The organism is Kineococcus rhizosphaerae (assembly GCF_003002055.1).
GTDB classification, from domain to species: Bacteria; Actinomycetota; Actinomycetes; order Actinomycetales; family Kineococcaceae; genus Kineococcus; species Kineococcus rhizosphaerae.
Genome location: NZ_PVZF01000017.1, coordinates 34,121 through 54,067, shown reverse-complemented (window position 1 = coordinate 54,067; position 19,947 = coordinate 34,121). Strand labels below are relative to the sequence as shown.

The following is a 19,947-nucleotide window of genomic DNA, read 5'->3' as shown; positions in this document are numbered from 1 at the left end:
TCTCATTCCGAACCCGGAAGCTAAGCCCACCAGCGCCGATGGTACTGCTCGGGAGACTGGGTGGGAGAGTAGGTCACCGCCGGCCACTCACTCTTTGGTGAGAGCGTGTGGGGCGCACCCTGTTCGGGGTGCGCCCCACACGTGTTTACGGCGTACAACGCCACACGGGAAGGGCCGGCCCCCGCACGGGGACCGGCCCTTTCGTCGTCCCGGCCGGGTTCAGCCGGCCGGGCTCCAGCCCAGGTGCGGGGCGACGTGTTCCGCGACGGCGCTCAGCACGCGGCGGTGCACGTCGAGGGATCCTTCGGCCGGCAGCACGATGACCAGTCCGTCGGTCTCCGGCAGGGCCTCGTCGGCCAGGAGGCGTTCGACAATCGCGTCGGGGTCCCCGCTGAACACGGGGCTGAAGCGGACCGGGAACGGTGAGTCCCCCGTGGGCCGCCCGTCGGCGGTCATGCCGGACGTGTACCCCTCGATGAACTCCTGGTGGGCCTCGGCGTCGCGGGAGTCCAGGAACGGCAGCACGATGCGCCCTGCCGAGACGCGCGAGCTTCGACGACCGGAGTGCCCGGCGTCCGCGAAGGCCTTGCGGTAGCTGCGGATCTGGCGCGCCTGCACGACGTCGAAGGTTTCGCCGGTCTCCTCGGTGTTCAAGGTGGAGACCTGCAGGTCGAAACCCTGCTGACCGGCGCGGACGGCCGTCCCCTCGCTCCCGGCGCCGTACCAGAGGCGGTCGGCGAGGCCGGGGGCGTGCGGCGTCATCGTCAGGTCCCCACCGGCGGGGATGCCCATGTACTGCGCGGCGGCCTGGGCGACGGGTTCCCCTGCGATGGCTCGACGCAGGATCGCGATGCGGTGCTGGGCCTCGCCGGCGAAGCCGCGGTCGGAGGCGCCGTGGATCGGGTCCAACGTGGCGGCCAGCGGGGGGATCCCGTTGCTGAGACCCAGCTCCAGGCGGCCGCCGCTGAGGAGGTCGACGGTGGCTGCGTCCTCGGCCAGCCGCAGGGGGTCCTCGTACCGCATGGGGATCACACCGGTCCCGAGGGCGATCCGCCGCGTGACCTGGGAGGCCGCGGCGAAGAACGTCATGGGGGAGGACAGGAAGGGTTCGTGGTGCCGCACGCGGACCCAGGCCGAGTCGTAGCCGAGGTCCTCGGCGTGCTGGACGAGCGTGAGCCCGTCCCGCAGCGCCCCACCCGGCCCGTCGGAACCACCCTCGGCCACGAAGGTCAGGAACCCGAGCTCGAGCCGTCGGTCAGCCCCGTGCATCACGCCTCCAAAGTGTTTGTACCTTAAACTATAACCGACGTGACCTCACCTTGCGACCGGTGCTGGTGGGACACCCTGGCGCCAGGCTGTGGACGACAGCCGACGACCTCCGCGCGCTGCGGCTAGCCTCTGGCCCGTGGCGTTCGCAGTGACGACGGAGGAGCTGGGTGAGTCGGCGCGCTCCCTGCGCACGGACGGGGAGCACCAGCAGCGGTCCGAGCGCGCGCTGCGGGACGGTGCGAACCAGGCTCCGTCCTGGGCGGTCGGTCGTGCGTGTCGAGCCGTTCAGGCCTTCTTCGACACGATCGGGGACGCCTCCCAGCGGTCCGGGACGGGGCTCACCGGGCTCGGCGACCGACTGGGAGTCGCGGCCGGTGAGTACGACGACGTCGAGTACCGCCTGACACCCGGGTAGGCGGTGACGGCCATCCGGGTGCATTCCGGATCGACTCCCTTGATGGGTCCGACGTGCCGGCCGACATCCTCTCCGTGAGTGAAGGAGGCCCGGTGGGCCACGGTTCCCCGTCGGTGGCGCGAGTTCCCGTCCGCGGATCGCGCGTGCGCGGTCTGATGCACGGTCTGGCGGTCGGCGAAGTCCTCGGTGCAGGCGTCCTGCCGGTGGGCACGCTCCCGCACGGGGTCGCCACCCAGCTCGCCTGCTTCACGGCTGCCGCCAGCATCCGCACGTCGTTGCGCCGTTCCGTCAACGGCACGGCCGACGCCCGGGCGGACCTCCTCGAGGCCTACCTGCGCTGGGCCCGGACCTGGACCGCCGGCGCCAGCCGGGCCGCGTCCACCGCCTGGCTCGACGAGGTCCCGTTGCTGGCCCACGCGTCCGGCGACGCAGCGGACACCGTCCGCGGACTCGCGGTCACCGGAGCCGGGACGCGGAGGGACCCGGTGACGACGTCGGCCGGTTGGCACGCCCTGGCCCGTGCGCTGCCCCTGGCTGCGCAGGTCGGTCGCGACACGACGGCGGCCGTCGAGTTCGCCGTCGACTCCGCTGCCCTGACCCACGGCCCCCGCACCTTCGCCCCGACCGCACTGGCGGTCCTGGTCGCCGGCGCCGCGCTCGCGACGGGGGACGTGGGGCGCGCCGTCGCCGACGGGATCACCGAGGCGATCCTGCGGGGCGTCGACTTCGCGGCGGTCTCCGTCGTCGACGACGCCGTCCGGGCTGCGCGGGAGACCCCCGCCTCGCCCGTCGTCCTGCGGGCCGGTGCGCCGGACGACAGCGCGGCGGCGACGCTGTGGGGTGCGACCTACTGCGCCCTCAGCCACCCGCAGGGGACCGCGGCCGCGTTGGCGCTGGCGTCCGCCGCCCCGCACCCCACCGCGGTCTCCTGCGTGACCGGTGCCCTGCTCGGGGCGGCGAACGGCGACGACTCCCTCCCCCAGGCGGTGTTGACCCGGATCGATCTCGCCTACGTCGTCGAGCGGTTGTCCCGCGACCTGGCCCGGGACAACCGCGCCAACCCCGACGGCAGTTGGGGAGCGTCGGACGACCCCACCTGGCGCGTCCGCTACGGGGTCGACTGACCCGTCGTCACCGCTGCGGGGTGAAGACCGCCGCCACCTCGGGGATCGCCGCCACGTAGCCGTCGAGCAGTGCGCGCGCCACGGCGACGGAGTCGACCAGCGGGTGCAGCGCGAACGCGCGCAACGCCTCCGTGCGGTCGCCGTGCACGGCGGCGGCGATCGTGTGGCGTTCGACGGCCTTCACCTGCTGCATGAGCCCGAGCTGGTGCAGGTCCGGCGCCGGCGTCGACAGCGGGTGCACGCCGTTGGCGTCCACCGTGGTCGGGACCTCCACGACGGCGTCGTCCGGCAGGCCCGCGATCGTCCCGCCGTTGCGGACGTTGAGGATCATCGTGGAGCGTTCGTTGCGGCTGATCGCGGCCATGACCCCGAGCGCCACCCCCGCGTACCCCTGGTGTGCGGGGTCGAGCTCGGGCTGGTCGTGGTGCGCGGGCGCGCCCTGCTCACCGCCCTTGGCCTCGGCCATGTAGCTGGCGCTGCGGGCGGTGACGGTCTCGCGCCACAACCGCGCACCTCCGGACCCGGCGACGGCGAGCTTCTCCCAGAACTCGCCCTGGGTGGCCAGCAGGAACTCCCCGCGGGTCTGCTTCGCGGCCTTGATCGAGGCCACGGCCTCGCGGTGGGAGTAGTAGTAGTAGAGGTACTCGTTGGGTACGGTCCCCAGGGTCCGCAGCCAGTCGCGGCCGAACACCAGACCCTCCTCCAGGACGTCGAGGGCCGCGTCGTCGGCGAGCAGGCGGGGCAGGACGTCGGTCCCGTCGAACAGCAGCCGGCGCATCCAGCCGAGGTGGTTCAGCCCGACGTAGTCCATCTGCACGCGCGTGTGGTCCAGACCCAGCAGCCCGGCGATCCGGCGCCCGAGCCCGGAGGGGGTGTCGCAGATCCCCAGGACCCGGTCCCCGAGGACAGACTGCATCGCCTCCGTGATGATGCCGGCCGGGTTCGTGAAGTTCAGGAAGTACGCGTCGGGGGCGAGGTCGCGCACCTGGCGGGCGACGTCCACCATGAACGGCACGGTCCGCAACGCGTAGGCCAGGCCGCCGGGACCGGTCGTCTCCTGGCCCAGGACGTCGAGGTCCAAGGCGACGCGCTCGTCGCAGCACCGCCCGCGCAGACCCCCGATCCGGACGGCGGCGAAGACGAAGTGGCTGCCCTGCAACGCCTCCGGCAGCACCGTGGTCGGGACGAGCCGTGGTGCGTCGGGGAACTCGGCGGCGAGCTCGCGCAGGATGCCCACCATGCCCTCGAGCTTGGTGGAGTCCGTGTCGTAGAGGGCGACCTCCTCCACGCGGGGACTGCCCGTGTCGCGCAGCAGCGCCTGGTAGACGTAGGGGGTGCGGAAACCTCCGCCGCCGAGGATGCACAGCTTCATGCCCTGATCACCTTCCCGCCGGCTTCGCGGCAGAGGTCCGTCGTGGATTCCGGGGCACCGGCCGTCGTGACGAGGACGTCCACGTCGGACAGCGAGCACAACCGGTGGGAACCCTGGCCGGGGAACTTCGCCTCGGTGGCCAGGACGACGACCCGTTCGGCCGCCTCGATCATCGCCTGCTTCAGGGGGGTCTCGACCGCCATGTTGTCGACGACGCGACCGCCCGGTCTGACGCCCGTGCAGGACAGGAGCACCAGGTCGGCGTGCACCTGCTTCAGCGCCTGCTCGACCAGCGACCCGACGAGCGTCTGGTAGTTGCGTCGCAGGACGCCGCCCAGCAGCACGAGCCGGACGGTGTCGTCGTCGCGCAGCTCGTCGAGCACCGCCAGGTTGGAGGTGACGACGGTGACGTCGCGACCGCGCAGCCCGCGGGCCACGAGCGGGGTGGTGGTCCCGATGTCGAGCACCACGACGTCCCCGTCGGCGACGAGGTCGACGGCTTTCGCCGCCACCCGTGCCTTGAGGTCGAGGTTCCGGTCGCGTTCGACGGCGAAGGGCGACTCCTTGCCGTCGCCCGAGGCCGACGGGACCGGGGACGGGGACATGGCCCCGCCGTAGGTGCGCAAGATCTCACCGCCGCGGTCCAGGAACTCCAGGTCCCGCCGGATGGTCGACTCGCTGACCTGCAGCTGCGTGGCGAGGGAGCGCACGCTGGCCGCTCCGTCGGACTGCACGGCGACGAGGATCCGCCGGCGCCGCTCGCTCGAGATCACCCGACGACCGTAGCAACGTCGCGCAGACCTGACCAGAGTCGAGCACGAAACACGATCGTCACCGCGCAGACCCTTGCACACCCGCGCAGTCCGGCGGCATGCTCGCCTGCACCGGACGACTCGCTGGAGAGGGGTGGGGCTGACCGTGTCGGCTGATCTCGACGTGCTGCTGGGCGGTCGGCTGTTCTGCGACCTGGTGTTCTCCGGGTCCTCGCTGCCGCGGCCCGGGGCGGAGGTCTTCGCGGACGGTTTCGTGCTCAGCCCCGGAGGGACCGCCAACCGCGCCGTCGCCGCCGCCCGCCTCGGCGGGCGCACGGGCCTGTTCGCCGTCCTGGGCCGTGACGTCTTCGGCGACGAGGTCGCCCGTCTGCTGGCCCGCGAACCGCACCTGGACCTGACGTGGCTGCAACGCAGCGACACCGTGCGCACCGCCGTCACGGTCGCCGTCACCGACGAGCACGACCGCAGCTTCATCACCTACGAGGAGGACGGCACGGAGGTGCCGAGGACCTGGCCCGGTGAGCTGCCGACGGCCGCGACCTGCCACGTGGGCCTGGCGGCCGACCTGCCCGGCTGGGTGGCGACCCTGCGCGCGGCGGGCACCACGGTGTTCGGTGGCGTCGGCTGGGACCCCAGCCACGAGTGGTCGCCCACCGTCCTGGACCGGCTGGCGCAGGTCGACGTGTTCGTCCCGAACGAGGTCGAGGCCACCAGCTACACGCGCACCGACGACGCGCTCGCGGCGGCGAAGCTGCTCGCCGAGCGGGTCGGCACCGTCGTCGTCACGCGCGGTCCGCTCGGCAGCCTCGCGATCGACGCCACCGGCACCCTCGTCACCGAACCTGCCCCGGCCGTCCCCGTCGTCGACCCGACGGGGGCCGGGGACGTGTTCGTGGCGGGGTTGATGACCGCCACCCGGCTGAGCTGGGACCTGCGGAACCGGCTGCGGTTCGCGGGCCTCGTCGCCAGCCTGTCCGTCCGGGGGCTGGGGGGCGCCGCGAGCGCGCCCGGCCCCGCGGACGTGCTGCGGTTCCTGGAGGACTCCGGGCCGCGCGAGGGGTACGACGACATCCACGACTGGGCGCTGGACGCGACCCGGGATCAGGAGGAGCAGTGAACGCACGGTTCCGCACGGCCCGACGCACGGTGCTGGCCGGGTTCGCCGCGGGTGGTCTCGCGGCGTGCACGCCGGGATCGTCGGGCAGCAGCAGCTCGCAGTCGACGAGTTCGCAACCCGTCTCGACCGACATCGCCTCCCTCGGGGACATCACCCTCACGGTGTGGGACCAGAACCTCGACGAGGGCATCGACGCGGCGCAGAAGAAGCTCAACGACCAGTTCACCGCGAAGTACCCGAACGTGAAGGTCAACCGCGTGGCCCGCTCCTTCGCGGACCTGAAGACGACGCTGAAGCTCGCGCTGTCCGGTGACGACGCCCCCGACGTCGTGCAGGCCAACCAGGGCTACCCCGACATGGGCGCGTTCGTGCAGGCGAAGCTGCTGCAGCCCGTCGACCCGTGGGACGACCTCTACGGGTGGACGAAGAACTTCCCCACCGACCTGCTCAGCCTGAACTCCTTCAGCCCCGACGGGAAGACCTGGCGCACGGGGAACCTGTACGGCATCTCGGCGACGGGGGAGATCGTCGGCCTGTTCTACAACAAGAAGCTGCTGGCACAGCTGGGGCTTACCGCACCGACGACCATGGAGGAGTTCGAGGCTTCGCTGCCGACCATCGCCGCGGCGGGGCAGCTCCCGATCCAGTACGGCGACGCCGACAAGAGCGCCGGCATCCACGTCTTCGGTGCCCTGCTGTCCGCCGTCGCCGGCGAGAAGGCCGCCAGCGACCTCGTCTCCAGCGCGGGCGGGAAGTGGACCGACCCCGACGTCGTGTCCGCGGCGACGACGCTGCGGGAGTGGGCGACGAAGGAGTACCTGCCCGACGGGCACAACGGCATCGGCAAGGACGAGGCCGTCGCCCGGTTCGGCCAGGGCCAGGGCGTCTACATGTTCAACGGGACGTGGTACCTGGCGACGCTGCAGGAGGCCCTGGGCACCGACGTGGGGTTCGCCGCGCTCGCGGGGGTCGACCGGAAACCGGAGACCCTGGGCGGTGTGGGCCTGGCGTGGGCGCTGACGTCCAGGACCGCGAACGCCAACGCCGCCGCGGCGTACGTCGACTTCGTGACCAACGCGGCCGCCAGCCAGGTCCTCGTCGACACCGGCAACCTGCCCGTGGTGTTCCCCGACGGGTACCAGGCGCCCACGGGGACCCTGGCCGGGGACGTCGCGACCAGCTGGGACGGCGTCAGCCAGAACGGTGGCCTCGTGCCGTACCTCGACTACGCCACCCCCACGTTCTACGACACCCTCTCCGGTGCCGTGCAGCAGCTCACCGGTGGGCAGGCCGACCCGCAGCAGTTCACGCAGACGCTGCAGAGCGACTACGAGTCGTTCCAGAAGGACCGCTGAGCTCGTGGCGGTCCTGACCCGGACGCGCCGCCAGGCCCGTACCCCTGCCGGTCGCGGCCCTCGTCCGCGGCGGCAGTGGAAGGCGTACCTGTACCTGGCACCCGCGCTGCTGGTGCTCGGCGTCTTCCTGCTCTACCCGCTGGGGCAGAGCGTGTGGATCTCGTTCTTCCACTGGGACGGGCTGACGCTCGCGACGTGGGCGGGGACGGAGAACTACGTCGACATCGTCACCGACCCGCGCACCCGTGCGGCCTTCGGGCACGCGGTCGTCCTCATCGCCTTCTTCTCGGTGCTGCCCGTGGTGTTCGGGCTGCTGCTGACGGCCGTCATGGGCCGGGCCGCCCGCATGCGCGGGCTGGGGTTCTTCCGCACGGTGATCTTCCTGCCCCAGGTCGTGGCGTCCGTCGTGGTCGCGACGTCGTGGCTGGCGATCTACGCCCCCGACGGGTTGCTGAACCAGCTGCTGCGCGCGGTCGGGCTGGGGGTCGCGACGCGGTCGTGGCTGGGGGACTTCGGGACGGCGCTGCCGGCCGTCGGTCTCGTCGGGAGCTGGGTGGGGACGGGGTTGTGCCTCGTGCTGTTCCTCACCGGCGCCGCCCAGATCGACCGGGAGCTGTACGAGGCCGCCCGGCTGGAGGGCGCCGGGCTGTTCCGGGAGTTCTTCGCCGTGACGCTGCCGGGGTTGCGGGGTCAGGTCGCCGTGGCCCTGACCCTGACGGTCGTCGCCGCGCTCAAGACGTTCGACCTGGTCTACGTGACCACGAAGGGCGGCCCCGGGGACGCGACGAGCGTGCCGGCGCTGCTGGCCTACGAGCGCGCGTTCCAGACGAACCAGGTCGGGTCGGCGTGCGCGATCGGGATCACGCTGGCCGTGCTGATCCTGCTGGTGTCGCTGCTGATCTCCCGGGTCCAGCCGCGCGAGGAGGACTGACGTGCGCATCGGTCGCGTCGAGACGACGCTGAACTACGTGCTGCTGGCGGTGTTCGCCGTCGGTGCGCTCGTCCCGCTCGTCGGGGTGCTCCTGTCGGCGGTCACGCCCGAGGGTGAGCTGCGGGTCGGGTTCGACCTGCCGTCGCGGATCTCGCCGGAGAACTTCGCGTCGGCGTGGCAGGAGGGCGGGTTCTCCCGCTACATGGTGAACAGCGTGCTCGTCGCCGTCGGCGTCGTGCTGCTGACGGGCCTGCTGTCCACGCTCGCGGGGTACGCGTTCGCGACCATGCGCTTCCCGGGCCGCACGGTCCTGTTCTACGTGACCCTGCTCGGGCTCATGCTGCCCGTGGAGTCGTTCGTCATCCCGCTCTACTACGACCTGCGCGGCTGGGGGCTCACCGACACCTACTGGGCGCTGCTGTTCCCGCAGACGGCGCAGTCGCTCGCGTTCGGCACCTTCTGGATGCGCAACTACTTCCTGTCCTACCCCGCCAGCGTGCTCGAGGCCGCGCGGATGGACGGCGCCACCGACCGCGCCGTGCTGTGGCGGGTGCTCGTACCGAGCGCGCGCCCCGCCCTGGCGACCATGGGGCTGCTCATCGCCATGTGGACGTGGAACGAGTTCCTGCTGCCGCTCGTCATGGTCACCGGCGAGACGTGGCGGACGGCACCTCTCGGGCTGGCGTTCTTCCAGGGTCAACACACGACGCAGACCCAGCTCCTCGCCGCGGCCGCGACGATCGTGGCGGTGCCCATCGTGCTGCTCTACCTGTTCGGGCAACGCAGGTTCATCGCCGGGATGCTGTCGGGGGCGGTCAAGGGGTGAGGATCGCGATCGGCGGGATCGCCCTGGAGGCCAGCACGTTCTGCCCGCACCGCACGACCCTGGCGGAGTTCCACGTCGTGCGCGGCGACGAGCTGCTCGCCCGCTACGACTGGCTGAGGGACGACTGGGCCGCCGACGTGGAGTGGATCCCGCTCGTGCACGCTTACGCGACGCCCGGCGGTCCCGCGCTCCCCGAGGCGTACGACGCGCTGGAGGCCGAACTCCTCGACGGTCTGGCGGGACCCTTCGACGGGGTGCTGCTCGACGTCCACGGCGCGATGTCCGTGGTGGGCCGCGAGGACGTCGAAGGCGCGCTGGCCCGCCGGGTCCGGGGCGTCGTCGGTGCGAGGACCCTCGTGTCGGCCTCCACGGACCTGCACGGCAACGTCTCGCGGGACCTCGCCGAGGCCGTCGACCTCGTCACCTGCTACCGGACGGCCCCCCACGAGGACGAGGCGGAGACGCGGCGGCGGGCGGCCCGCAACCTCGTCGCGCGGTTGCGGCACGGTGGACGTCCGCTGAAGGCGTGGGTGCAGGTCCCCGTCCTGCTGCCGGGGGAACGCACCAGCACCCGCGTCGACCCGGCGCGGCGGATCTACGCGCAGGTCCCCGGGGCCGAGGCGCTCGACGGGGTCCTCGACGCGGCCGTCTGGGTCGGGTACGCCTGGGCCGACGAACCCCGGTGCCGGGCAGCCGTCGTCGTCACGGGCGACGACGCGGACGTCATCGTCCGCGAGGCCGGGCGGCTGGCCCGCAGCTACTGGGACGCGCGGGAGGAGTTCGCGCTCGCCGCGCCCGCGGGGACGCTGACGGAGGTGCTGCACGAGGCCCTCGACAGTCCCGCCCGCCCGTTCTACGTCAGCGACTCCGGGGACAACCCGACCGCCGGCGGCGCGGGGGACTCGTCCTTCGCGCTGCGGACCCTGCTGGCCGACGAGCGGCTGCGCGCGAGCGGGGCGTCCGTGGTGCTGGCCGCGATCGCGGACCCCGTCGCGGCGCGGGTCTGCGGCGCCGCGGGCGTGGGCGCGCAGGTGTCGCTGGACCTCGGCGGTCACGTCGACGCGTGCGCGGACCCGCTGGCGGTCACCGGGACGGTGACGGCGCTCGACGCGGGGAACGCGGTGGTGCGGATCGCGAACGTCAGCGTGGTCGTCACCGACCGCCGGACGCCCTTCCACCACGAGGCCGACTTCACCGCCCTCGGGCTCGACGTCCGGGACGGCACGGACGTGGTGGTGGTGAAGATCGGGTACCTCGAACCGGAGCTGTTCGCGATGGCCGCCGACTGGCGGCTCGCGCTGACCCCCGGAGGGGTCGACCAGGACCTGCTGCGCCTGGGGCACCGGAACCTGGGAGGTCCCGTGTTCCCGTTCGCGCAGCCGGCCCCGCCCGACCTCACCCCGGAGGTCGTCGCGTGAGGGTCGGTACGTGAGCCTCAGCGGATGAAGAGCATCTCCTGGTAGGTCGCCAGCGGCCACAGGTCGTCGGCCACGACGGTCTCGAGCTCGTCGGCCGCGGTGCGCACCGCGGCCATGGCCGGCAGCAGCACGTCCCGGGCGTACGCCGGGCCGTGACCGGACGGTGCGAACGTCGCCGCCTTGAGGGTCGCCACGGCGTCGCGCAGCGCGGCGATCGGGGCGGAGACCTGCTCCAGCAGCGTCGTGTCCGCCTCGACGCCCGCGGCCTTCAGCGCGGCCACGTTCTGCGCGAGCTGGGTCTGGTAGCGGATCGCGGCGGGCAGGATGCTCGTAGCTGCCATCTCGATGGCCAGCTTCGCCTCGACGGCGATGCTCAGCTCGTACTGCTCGACGGCGATCTCGTAGCGGGAGTGCAGCTCCCGCTCGGAGAAGACGCCGTACGTGCTGAACAGCTCGACCGCTTCCGGGCTGGTGAGCTCGGCCAGCGCGTCGACCGTCGTGCGCAGGTTCCTCAGCCCGCGCGCCTCGGCCTCGACCTGCCACTCCTCGGAGTAGCCGTCACCGTTGAACACGGCGGCGCCGTGGTCGGTGATGATCTGCTCGAGGACCTTCTGGACGGCGTGGTGGAACTCGGCGCCGTCGGCGAGCCGGGTCTCGAGCTGGGTCGCGATGAAGTCCAGGGCCTCGGTGACGATCGTGTTGATCGTGTAGACGGGCGCCGCGATCGACTGCATCGACCCCGGTGCGCGGAACTCGAAGCGGTTGCCCGTGAAGGCGAAGGGGCTCGTGCGGTTGCGGTCGCCCGGGTCGGTCGGCAGCACCGGCAGGGTGTCGACGCCGATCGTCATGGTGCCGCCCTCCTTCGAGGAGGTCGCACCGCCCTTGGCGATCTGGTCGAACACGTCGGTGAGCTGGTCACCGAGGAACATCGAGATGATCGCCGGCGGCGCCTCGTTCGCTCCGAGCCGGTGGTCGTTGGAGGCCGAGGCCACCGAGGCGCGCAGCAGCCCGCCGTACCGGTGGACCGCGCGGATGATGGCCGCGCAGAACACGAGGAACTGGGCGTTCTCGTGCGGGGTCTTCCCGGGCAGCAGCAGGTTGCCGACCGTCGAGGAGCCGAACGAGAAGTTCACGTGCTTGCCCGAGCCGTTGACCCCGGCGAACGGCTTCTCGTGGAACAGCAGCTCCATGCCGTGCTCGCGGGCGACGCGCTTCATGGTGACCATGAGCAGCTGCTGGTGGTCGGCGGCGAGGTTCGAGCGCTCGAACATCGGCGCGATCTCGAACTGACCGGGGGCGACCTCGTTGTGCCGGGTTTTGGCGGGGATGCCGACCTTGAACAGCTCGCGCTCGGCGTGGAGCATGAACGCCAGGACGCGGTCGGGGATCGCGCCGAAGTAGTGGTCGTCGAACTCCTGGCCCTTGGGCGGCTTGGCCCCGAACAGCGTGCGGCCGGCGTTGAGCAGGTCCGGGCGCGAGAGGAAGAAGTGCCGGTCGATGAGGAAGTACTCCTGCTCGGGCCCGGCGTAGGACACGATGGTGCCCGGGTCCTCGTGGCCGAACAGCTTCAGCACGCGCGCGGCCTGGGTGGCCATGGCCTGCTGGGACCGCAGCAGCGGGGTCTTGTGGTCGAGCGCCTCGCCCGTCATCGAGACGAACACCGTCGGGATGCACAGCGTCTTGCCGTTGGGGTTGTCGAGCACGTAGGCGGGGCTGGTGACGTCCCAGCCGGTGTAGCCGCGAGCCTCGAACGTGGAGCGCAGACCGCCGTTGGGGAAGCTGGAGGCGTCGGGTTCGCCCTGGACGAGGGTCTTGCCGGCGAACTCGGCGATGGAACCGCCGTCCTCGTCGGGTTCGAAGAAGCTGTCGTGCTTCTCGGCGCTGGAGTGCGTGAGGGGGTAGAAGACGTGCGCGTAGTGGGTCGCGCCCATCTCCAGCGCCCAGTCCTTCATGACGGACGCAACGGCGTCGGCCACGGTGGGGTCCAGCGGCTGCTGCTTCTCGATGGTGGCGACGACCGACGTGTAGACGGCCTTGGGCAGCCGCTTCTTCATGACGGCCTTGCTGAAGACGTTCCGGCCGAAGACCTCACCGGGGGCCTCGGCCGGGGTGAAGGTGGGGTGCGGGGCCTCGAAGGCGATGACCGCGTCGATCGCCTGCAGGCGTGCTGCGCTGCCGCTCATGTCGTCCTCCGGGGGCTCGTCACCGGCGCGGACCACGTGGCCGCACGTCGAGGTGACCGTAGGGGAGGCGACCACGCCGGACGTTACGCCTTTGTTTCCAGCGTGTTTCGCGCCCCCGGGTGGTCCCGGGGGCGCCTCGCACGTCGCGCTCAGGTGTTCACGGGACGAGGATGGCCCGTCCCCGCACCCGCCCGCCGTCGAGGTCGTCGATCGCCGTCTGGACGTCGTCGAGCGCGTACTTCGCCGTGTGCAGCGTCACCAGCCCGCGCGCCGCGAGGGCCATGAGCTCGGTGAGGTCGTTGTAGGAGCCGACGAGGTTGCCGATGAAGTTGATCTCGGCCGAGATGATGTCGATCGTGGGGACGTCGATGTTCTCGCCGTACCCGACGACGTGGTAGTCGCCCGCCTGGCGCAGCATCCTCACGCCCTGGGACGTGGACCCGCCCTCGCCGACGAAGTCGACGACGACCTCCGCCCCGAGCCCGCCGGTGAGCTCGAGCACCTGCTCGACCTGGGACCCGTCGGCGACGACCGCGTGGTGCGCGCCGATCTCCAGGGCGAGCTTCACGGCGTCGGGGTTGCGGTCGACGACGACGATCTCGGCGGCCGTCATCGCCGCGAGGACCTGGATCCCGATGTGCCCGAGACCACCGGCGCCGATGACGACGACGCGGTCCACGGGGCGCAGCCGCCGGGCCGCCTTGGCGCACGCGTGGTACGCCGTGAGGCCCGCGTCGGCCAGGGCCGCGACGTCGGCCGGTTCCAGCGCGTCGTCGATCTTCACGACGCTGCGCGCCGACGTCTTGAGGAACTCCGCGTACCCGCCGTCGCTGTCGATGCCGGGGAACACCTTGTCCACGCAGTGCACGTCGTCTCCCGAGCGGCACGCCCGGCACAGGCCGCACGTGATGTTCGGGTGCAGGATCACCTTGTCGCCCTCGGCGACGTTCGTGACGGCCGACCCGACCGCCGTGACCCAGCCGGCGTTCTCGTGGCCGATCGTGTACGGCAGGGTGACGCCGGACTTCTCGGCCCACTGGCCCTCGAGGATGTGCAGGTCGGTGCGGCACACCCCGGCGCCGCCGATCCTCACGACGACGTCGAACGGGCCCGTCACCTCGGGGACGGGGACCTCGGTGAGTTCGAGGTTCCGGTGGTACCCGACGACGCGGACGGCGCGCATGGTGCTCACGAGTTCTCCCTGGTCACGAAGAGGGGCAGCAGCGGGTGGTCTCCGCGGAGGTCGCTCGCCTCGGCACCCTCGGGGCGGAACGTCTGGTCCTGCTCCGACCCGGGGTAGCGGGTCGCGAGCAGGCCGCGGCAGAAGTGGGCGTTCCCGTCGATCGAGATGCGGGTCGAGCGGGCCCGGCGCAGGCGCAGCGGCACCTCCTCGCGCGGGTAGGGGTTCCCGTGGTCGTCGACGAGGACCACGGCGCCCGGGTCGGTGGAGATCCCCAGCGCGACGCGGCGGCGCAGCAGGGCCGTCGTCGTGCGCTCGTCGCGCAGGTCGGCCAGCGTCACGTCGCCGATCTCCGACTCGCGCAGGGTGTCGTCGGCGCGCAGCAGCGTCGTCAGTGCCCGCTCCATCGCCGCCGTGTGGGCCTTGCGGCGGAACGTGAGCCGGAGCTCGTCGAGGTCCTGCTCGGCCTCGTGCCGGAACGTCCCGCGGTACCCGGCGTCGGCCGCGAGCCCGGCGTTGATGAGGTCGGAGTCGTGGTGGTCGTCGAGCTCGACGACGACCCGCTCGGTCCAGAACAGGTCCGTCAGGGCGTCCTTGCTGTCCGAGGCCATGAGGTAGGCGAAGTTCGGCGAGCAGAACGAGGTGGGCAGGCGCAGGTGCACCGTCACGGTGGCCCCCTCGACGTCCAGCGAGCGGACGAACCCCAGGTCGGTGATGGGTTCGTCGAGCTCGGGGTCGAGGACCACGGACAGCGCGTCCAGGCACTCCCGGTGGCGGTCGACTACGGTGATCGTCATCAGGCCACCGACACCGCTTCGCGCTCGGCCTCCGCGGGCGGGTTCGCCACCTGCAGCTCCTCGGGGACCGGGATGTCGTAGACCGCGGCGGCGTTCAGGCCGAGGATCTTCTTCTTCTGGTCCACGGTGAGCGGCGCGTACTCGCTCATGTCCTCGGGGATCTGGAAGTCCACGAACGTCTCGACGAGCCACTTGGGCGTCCACAGCGCGTAGTCGCTGGAGAAGAAGATCCGGTTCTCGTCGAGCCAGTACAGGAGTTCGCCGATGATCTGGGCGAAGTAGCGCGGGCGTGTGTGCATGAACGGGATCGCGACGGCCAGGCCCGCGTAGACGTTGGGTTCCTGGGTGGCGATCCAGCAGAAGTCCTCCAGGCGCGGCAGGCCGCAGTGCTCGACGACGAAGTTCAGGTCGGTGAAGTCGGTCGCGACGTGGTCCACGTCGGCGACGTCGAACGCGTCGCGGTCCAGGGGGCGGATCGTCGGGCCCTTGTGGACGTGGATGTTCTTGATGCCGACCTCTCGGGCGACCTCGAGGTACCGGTACGTCCACGGGTCGGAGAGCTTGTACCCGCGGGAGTCGCCGTGCCAGTCGGCGGTGTAGAGCTTGACGCCCTTCAGGCCCATCTCCTCGGCGTCCTGCCGCAGCCGGTCCAGGCCGCGTTCGCCGTCGCGGGGGTCGAAGTAGTGGTTGTACGTCAGCTTGTCCGGGTTCGCCCGGGTCAGCGCCAGCGCCTCCTGGGTCTGCCCGAAACCGGTCTTGTAGAACTCCCCGAGCCGGGCCGGCTGGAAGATCGCGTGGTCGGCGTACCCGAGCTCGAAGACGTCGCGCATCAGGCGCTCACCGCCCTGGTACAGGTACTCCTCGTAGGACCACAGCTCCGAGGCCGGGCTCAGGTTGCGGTGGTAGTCGTAGAAGCAGTCGATGAACTGCTTGCCGTGGATGGTGCGCTGGTTCTCCACGCGGGCGTCCCACAGGGCGATGTGGGCGTCGACGATGAAGTACTTCTCGCCGTCCTTGGTGTACATGGTGCTGCTCTCCATCTCCGGTGACGGGGCTTGCCTGGCTCGACGGTAGGTGGCCCCCGGAGTCCCGGGAACGGCCGAGGTGTCTCACTTTGAGACGGCGGGGTCTGGGCGGGGCCGGGCTCGGCCTCTACCGTGGAGTCACCACGGAGGGAGTGGACGTGAGCGACGAGGCTGCGCGGAGGCAGGACCCGCACCCGCTGCGCGCGGGTGTGCAGGTCGGGGACCGCCTCCTCGCCTCCTGGCGGCGCAGCACCGAGTACGGCGTGCTCACCGAAGCCGTCGAGCCGGTCTTCTCCGGCACGTGGGAGCAGGAGTCGCTGTTCTTCGAGTGCGGCCGCGAGGTGCTCACCGACCTGCACCGCACGCTCGTCGACGAACCCGTGAGCCTCATGCTCACCGACGCCGAGGGCCTCGTGCTCAACCGGCTGTCCGGGGATACGTCGCTGCTGCGCAGCCTCGACGCCGTGCACCTCGCCCCCGGCTTCGCGTTCTCCGAGCGCGAGGCCGGCACCAGCGGTCTCGGACTGGCGCTGGCCGACCGCCTGCCGTCGGTCGTGCGCGCCGACGAGCACTACTCCACGAGCCTGGCCGGGTACACATGCGCGGCCGTCCCCGTGCTCGACCCGATCAGCGGCCGGCTCGAGGGCAGCGTCAACATCACGACGTGGGCCGAGCAGCCCGGCAAGCTCCTGCTGGCCCTCGCCCAGTCCGCGGCGGGCGCCACGTCGGCGCTCATGCTGGCGCGCGCCCGGGGCCGCTCACCGCGGCCGGCGCCGCGCGGTGAGGTCTTCCACGTGCAGAGGGGGACCCTCGAACCGGGCAGCGGCACCGTGCGGGGCCTGTCGGCCCCGTGGCGGGAGGCGCTGCAGCGCAGCGAGGACGCCGTCCGGGACGGTCGCGTGGTGCTGGCCGTGGGGGAGCGGGGGGCGGGGCGCTCGACCCTGCTGGCCCAGGCCGTGCGCCGCGCCCGGCCCCGGGACCGGATCCTGTCCGCGAGCCCGCCCGCCCCGCAGGACCTCGACGCGTGGCTCGCGCTGTGGTCCCCGGAGCTGGCCAAGGCCGACACGGCGGTCGTCGTGTGCGAGGTGGACACGCTGCCGGCGCGGGCGGCGGCCGAGCTGGCGTCCCTCGTCGTCGTGGCGCGCGGCGCGCGGCCGGGACTGCCCGTCGTGCTCACCGCCGAGGACCTCGCCGAGGTACCGGGACCGCTCGCCGCGCTCGTCGACACCGTCGTCCCGGTGCCGCCGCTGCGCGAGCGCCCCGCCGACGTCCTGCCGCTGGCCCAGCACGTGGTCCGCCAGACCCGCGGCCGCGACCTGGACATCACCCCCGCCGCGGCCCGGGCGCTCGAGACGTGCCCGTGGCCGGGCAACGTCGACCAGCTGCACCGCGTGCTGCGCCGCGCGGCCCTGCAGGCGGACACCATCGACCTGCGGCACCTGCCGTCGGAGGTGTTCAGCGGGTCCGGGCACCGGTTGTCGCGGATCGAGTCCGTCGAGCGCGACGAGATCGTGCGCGTGCTGACGACGCCGGGGACGAGCGTGAAGCAGGCCGCGGTCGAGCTCGGGATGAGCCGGGCGACGATCTACCGCAAGGTCGCGCAGTACGACCTGCGGATCCCGCGCTAGCCCGCGAGCAGCCGGTCCACCCCGGCGGCGAGGGTCTCCACGAGACGCGGGTCGGCTCGTTCGTGCGGTCGCTCGGAGTCGAGGAAGGCCCGCAGCCGGGTGAGCACGTCGTGGACCCGCGGCCCGGGGGACCGCAGGCCCCAGGACGTGATCTCGGCGACGAGGTCGTCGGCCGACACCCGGGCCAGCTCGTACCGACCGTTCACCGCGAGCGCCAGTCGTCCGTCGGTGTGCTGCAGGACGAGCGGCACGACGTCGTAGGCCGGTGCCAGCCGTGCGCTGCCGTCGCGGGGGTGCAGGACACCCAGGTTCTTGGCGTGCAGGTCGAGGTTCCCGACGCCGACCGTGAGGACCAGCAGGTCGGCCAGTCGTCGCAGCGACTCGGCGTCCCCCTGACGGCGGAACACGTCGGCCGTGCGACGCAGGCTGACGCGGCCGCCGATCTCCTGGTACTTCTCGTCCCCGGACGCGCCGAGGACCTGGTTCACGTCCTCCTGGTGGATCCGCTGCGGGACCGGGGTTCCGGGCTCGCGGTCGAAGCGTTCGACGAACAGGGCCGGGACCCCGTCGTGCTCCTCGATCCACGACGCGTACGGCGCCAGCCCCAGGGCTCGCGCTGCCCGCAGGCCGAACTCCTCGTCGAAGATCAGCGTGGGGTACCCCTCGGGGACCGGCTTGACGATGTGCGTGGAGGGGAAGCCGTCGTGCACGCGGTGCCACCGGTCGTCCAGCCGCGCCAGCACGATCTTGTCCTGCACCCCGGCCAGGGACGTCCGGCCGGACAGCGGGGAGTTGCCGAGCGGAGCCGAGCGCGCGGCGCGGAGCAGTTCCGCCACACCCGGCTCGGTCAGGGGTTCGGCACGGGGCACCCGCGGTTCGCCCGGGGCTCCTTCGTCCCAGATCTGCAGCGCGCCGGCGACGTCGCGGCCGTAGTGCCGGAGCAGGCCGAGGACGTCGCTCTCGGCGACCCCCGCCGTGCTGGCGAGCCGGGACCGCAGCCTGCCTTCGGGCAGCAGTTCGGCGAAGAAGTTGCGCCGGCGGGCGGCCCGGGATCGTGCGGGGACGGGATCGAGCGGAACGGCCTCGGAGAGGACGGTGCTGCCCAGGTCGAAGGTGTCGAACACCGACGGGTCGACCCGCAGGTCGAAGGTGCGGGAGTCGCCGACCAGGTGGCCCACGAGGGTCCCGTACAGCTCGACCCGGAGGTCACCCACCCTGGACGCTCCCGTCGGGGACGTCTATCTCGAGGGAGAGGGTGACCCCGGTCGCCCGCAGGACCTGGAAGAGCCGTTCGGTGAACAGGCCGGGTTTGCCCTGCTCCAGTTCCCAGATCCACTTCTGGCCCACGCCGATCTCGGCTGCGAGCTCGCGCTGGGACTTGCCGCTGAGCATCCGTCCCTGCGCGAGCAACCGCCCGAGAGCCTCCGGGCTGCGGACTTCACCTCGTCGTCGCACGGTACCTCCTGACGTCGATCCTGACGTCAAGAGTGGATGACATCGAAATCGACGTCAAGAGCGCCGTGGTCCTCTGCGGGTGGAGGACCCGGGTCCGTGGGAGCCTGGGAGGGAACTGAACGCCCGACCTGGGAGGTACCCGCCGTGGCCGGTGGACTCGTGGCCCTGCTGGACGACGTGGCCCTCATCGCCCGTGCGGCGGCCGCCTCGGTGGACGACGTCGGCGCCGCCGCGGCGAAGGCCAGCGTGAAGGCCGCGGGGGTCGTCGTCGACGACACCGCCGTGACGCCGCAGTACGTGCGCGGCCTCACCCCCGACCGGGAACTGCCGATCGTGCGGCGGATCGCCGTCGGGTCGCTGCGCAACAAGCTGCTGATCATCCTCCCGGTGATCCTCGTCCTCAGCCAGTTCGCCGACTTCCTGCTGACCCCGCTGCTCATGCTCGGCGGTGCGTACCTGTCCTTCGAGGGCGCCGAGAAGGTCTGGGGCCGGATCAGGGGTCACGGCCACGCCGAGGATGAGGGTCCCAAGGACGAGAAGACCGTCGTCTCCGGAGCGATCCGCACCGACCTCATCCTGTCCGCCGAGATCATGGTCATCTCCCTCAACGAGGTCGCCGCCGAGCCGTTCTGGACGCGGCTGGTCGTCCTCGTCGTCGTGGGCGTCCTCATCACCGTCCTCGTCTACGGCGTCGTCGGGCTCATCGTGAAGATGGACGACGTCGGCCTGAAGCTCGCCGAACGCGGGTCGGCCGCGCGGGTGCGCTTCGGGCGCGGGCTGGTCGCCTTCATGCCGAAGCTGCTGACGTTCCTGACCGTCGTGGGGACGGCCGCGATGCTGTGGGTCGGCGGGCACATCCTGCTCGTCGGGACCGACGAGCTCGGGTTCCACCCGCCGTACGCGTTCGTGCACCACCTGGAGGAGGCCGTGCACGGCGTGCCCGGGCTCGGGTGGCTCGTGAACACGCTGTGCAGCGCGGTGGTCGGCCTCGTGGTCGGTGCGCTCATCGTGCTGGTGGTGAACCTCACCGTCCACCGGCGCGCGCGGCACTGAGCCGATCGGCTGGTCCGGTGCCGATC

At 71.9% G+C, this 19,947-nt stretch carries 18 protein-coding genes and 1 rRNA gene; 10 read left to right on the top strand and 9 right to left on the bottom strand.

The window, feature by feature from the left end; all coding sequences use genetic code 11:
- A 5S ribosomal RNA gene (rrf, locus tag CLV37_RS24490) occupies positions 1-85 on the top strand; the annotation flags it as partial.
- A 134-nt stretch (positions 86-219) separates the two neighbouring features.
- Here rrf and CLV37_RS24485 read toward each other — a convergent pair.
- A complete protein-coding gene (locus CLV37_RS24485) occupies positions 220-1,269 on the bottom strand; it encodes an LLM class flavin-dependent oxidoreductase (protein WP_146149569.1) in 1,050 nt (349 codons plus the stop codon).
- A 136-nt stretch (positions 1,270-1,405) separates the two neighbouring features.
- Here CLV37_RS24485 and CLV37_RS24480 point away from each other — a divergent pair, with 136 nt between their 5' ends.
- Together CLV37_RS24480 and CLV37_RS24475 are read left to right on the top strand one after the other, a co-directional pair.
- A complete protein-coding gene (locus tag CLV37_RS24480) occupies positions 1,406-1,684 on the top strand; it encodes a hypothetical protein (RefSeq protein WP_106215361.1) in 279 nt (92 codons plus the stop codon).
- Between the two features lie 143 nt (positions 1,685-1,827).
- On the top strand, positions 1,828-2,808 hold the full coding sequence (locus CLV37_RS24475) for an ADP-ribosylglycohydrolase family protein (protein ID WP_106215360.1): 981 nt from the start codon (positions 1,828-1,830) through the stop codon (positions 2,806-2,808).
- Between the two features lie 7 nt (positions 2,809-2,815).
- Here CLV37_RS24475 and CLV37_RS24470 read toward each other — a convergent pair whose 3' ends face one another.
- Both CLV37_RS24470 and CLV37_RS24465 read right to left on the bottom strand, forming a co-directional pair.
- Entirely contained in the window at positions 2,816-4,180 is a 1,365-nt protein-coding gene (locus CLV37_RS24470; RefSeq protein ID WP_106215359.1) for a 6-phospho-beta-glucosidase, read from the bottom strand.
- A complete protein-coding gene (locus tag CLV37_RS24465; protein WP_106215358.1) occupies positions 4,177-4,953 on the bottom strand; it encodes a DeoR/GlpR family DNA-binding transcription regulator in 777 nt (258 codons plus the stop codon). Before CLV37_RS24465 ends, CLV37_RS24470 begins: the two co-directional genes overlap by 4 nt.
- Before the next feature lie 145 nt (positions 4,954-5,098).
- On the opposite strand from CLV37_RS24465, the gene CLV37_RS24460 reads away from it, so the two are divergent.
- From CLV37_RS24460 to CLV37_RS24440, 5 genes are read left to right on the top strand one after another with little or no spacing between them, the layout of a single operon-like run.
- A complete protein-coding gene (locus CLV37_RS24460; protein ID WP_170127481.1) occupies positions 5,099-6,070 on the top strand; it encodes a carbohydrate kinase family protein in 972 nt (323 codons plus the stop codon).
- Positions 6,067-7,425 (top strand): extracellular solute-binding protein, encoded by a 1,359-nt coding sequence (locus CLV37_RS24455; RefSeq protein WP_106215356.1) that lies wholly within the window; start codon positions 6,067-6,069, stop codon positions 7,423-7,425. The genes CLV37_RS24460 and CLV37_RS24455 overlap by 4 nt, the downstream gene beginning before the upstream one ends.
- A gap of 4 nt (positions 7,426-7,429) precedes the next feature.
- Positions 7,430-8,356, top strand: coding sequence for a carbohydrate ABC transporter permease (locus CLV37_RS24450; protein ID WP_211298930.1), 927 nt, complete (start codon positions 7,430-7,432; stop codon positions 8,354-8,356).
- A 1-nt stretch (position 8,357) separates the two neighbouring features.
- Positions 8,358-9,182 (top strand): carbohydrate ABC transporter permease, encoded by an 825-nt coding sequence (locus tag CLV37_RS24445; protein ID WP_106215355.1) that lies wholly within the window; start codon positions 8,358-8,360, stop codon positions 9,180-9,182.
- Positions 9,179-10,600 carry a M81 family metallopeptidase gene (locus tag CLV37_RS24440; protein ID WP_106215354.1) on the top strand — a complete coding sequence of 474 codons (1,422 nt, stop codon included), beginning with the start codon at positions 9,179-9,181 and terminating at the stop codon, positions 10,598-10,600. The genes CLV37_RS24445 and CLV37_RS24440 overlap by 4 nt, the downstream gene beginning before the upstream one ends.
- A gap of 17 nt (positions 10,601-10,617) precedes the next feature.
- Here CLV37_RS24440 and CLV37_RS24435 read toward each other — a convergent pair whose 3' ends face one another.
- From CLV37_RS24435 to CLV37_RS24420, 4 genes are all read right to left on the bottom strand, one after another.
- Positions 10,618-12,783, bottom strand: a complete 2,166-nt coding sequence (locus CLV37_RS24435) for a glutamine synthetase III family protein (protein ID WP_106215370.1) — start codon at positions 12,781-12,783, stop codon at positions 10,618-10,620.
- Between the two features lie 157 nt (positions 12,784-12,940).
- The gene (locus CLV37_RS24430) at positions 12,941-13,966 is read right to left on the bottom strand and encodes an NAD(P)-dependent alcohol dehydrogenase (RefSeq protein ID WP_106215369.1); all 1,026 of its coding nucleotides are present in this window, start codon (positions 13,964-13,966) and stop codon (positions 12,941-12,943) included.
- 5 nt (positions 13,967-13,971) lie between these two features.
- Positions 13,972-14,760, bottom strand: coding sequence for an iron-sulfur cluster assembly protein (locus CLV37_RS24425; protein WP_106215353.1), 789 nt, complete (start codon positions 14,758-14,760; stop codon positions 13,972-13,974).
- Positions 14,760-15,785, bottom strand: coding sequence for an amidohydrolase family protein (locus tag CLV37_RS24420; RefSeq protein WP_106215368.1), 1,026 nt, complete (start codon positions 15,783-15,785; stop codon positions 14,760-14,762). Before CLV37_RS24420 ends, CLV37_RS24425 begins: the two co-directional genes overlap by 1 nt.
- Positions 15,786-15,943: 158 nt before the next feature.
- Here CLV37_RS24420 and CLV37_RS24415 point away from each other — a divergent pair, with 158 nt between their 5' ends.
- On the top strand, positions 15,944-17,413 hold the full coding sequence (locus CLV37_RS24415; protein WP_211298928.1) for an AAA-type ATPase lid domain-containing protein: 1,470 nt from the start codon (positions 15,944-15,946) through the stop codon (positions 17,411-17,413).
- Here CLV37_RS24415 and CLV37_RS24410 read toward each other — a convergent pair.
- Both CLV37_RS24410 and CLV37_RS24405 read right to left on the bottom strand, forming a co-directional pair.
- A complete protein-coding gene (locus CLV37_RS24410; RefSeq protein WP_106215352.1) occupies positions 17,410-18,627 on the bottom strand; it encodes a type II toxin-antitoxin system HipA family toxin in 1,218 nt (405 codons plus the stop codon). The genes CLV37_RS24415 and CLV37_RS24410 overlap by 4 nt on opposite strands.
- Positions 18,620-18,868 (bottom strand): helix-turn-helix domain-containing protein, encoded by a 249-nt coding sequence (locus tag CLV37_RS24405; RefSeq protein ID WP_106215351.1) that lies wholly within the window; start codon positions 18,866-18,868, stop codon positions 18,620-18,622. Before CLV37_RS24405 ends, CLV37_RS24410 begins: the two co-directional genes overlap by 8 nt.
- A 144-nt stretch (positions 18,869-19,012) precedes the next feature.
- Between CLV37_RS24405 and CLV37_RS24400 the strand changes: the two genes are divergently transcribed.
- Positions 19,013-19,921, top strand: coding sequence for a DUF808 domain-containing protein (locus CLV37_RS24400; RefSeq protein ID WP_106215350.1), 909 nt, complete (start codon positions 19,013-19,015; stop codon positions 19,919-19,921).
- Positions 19,922-19,947: the final 26 nt, after the last annotated feature.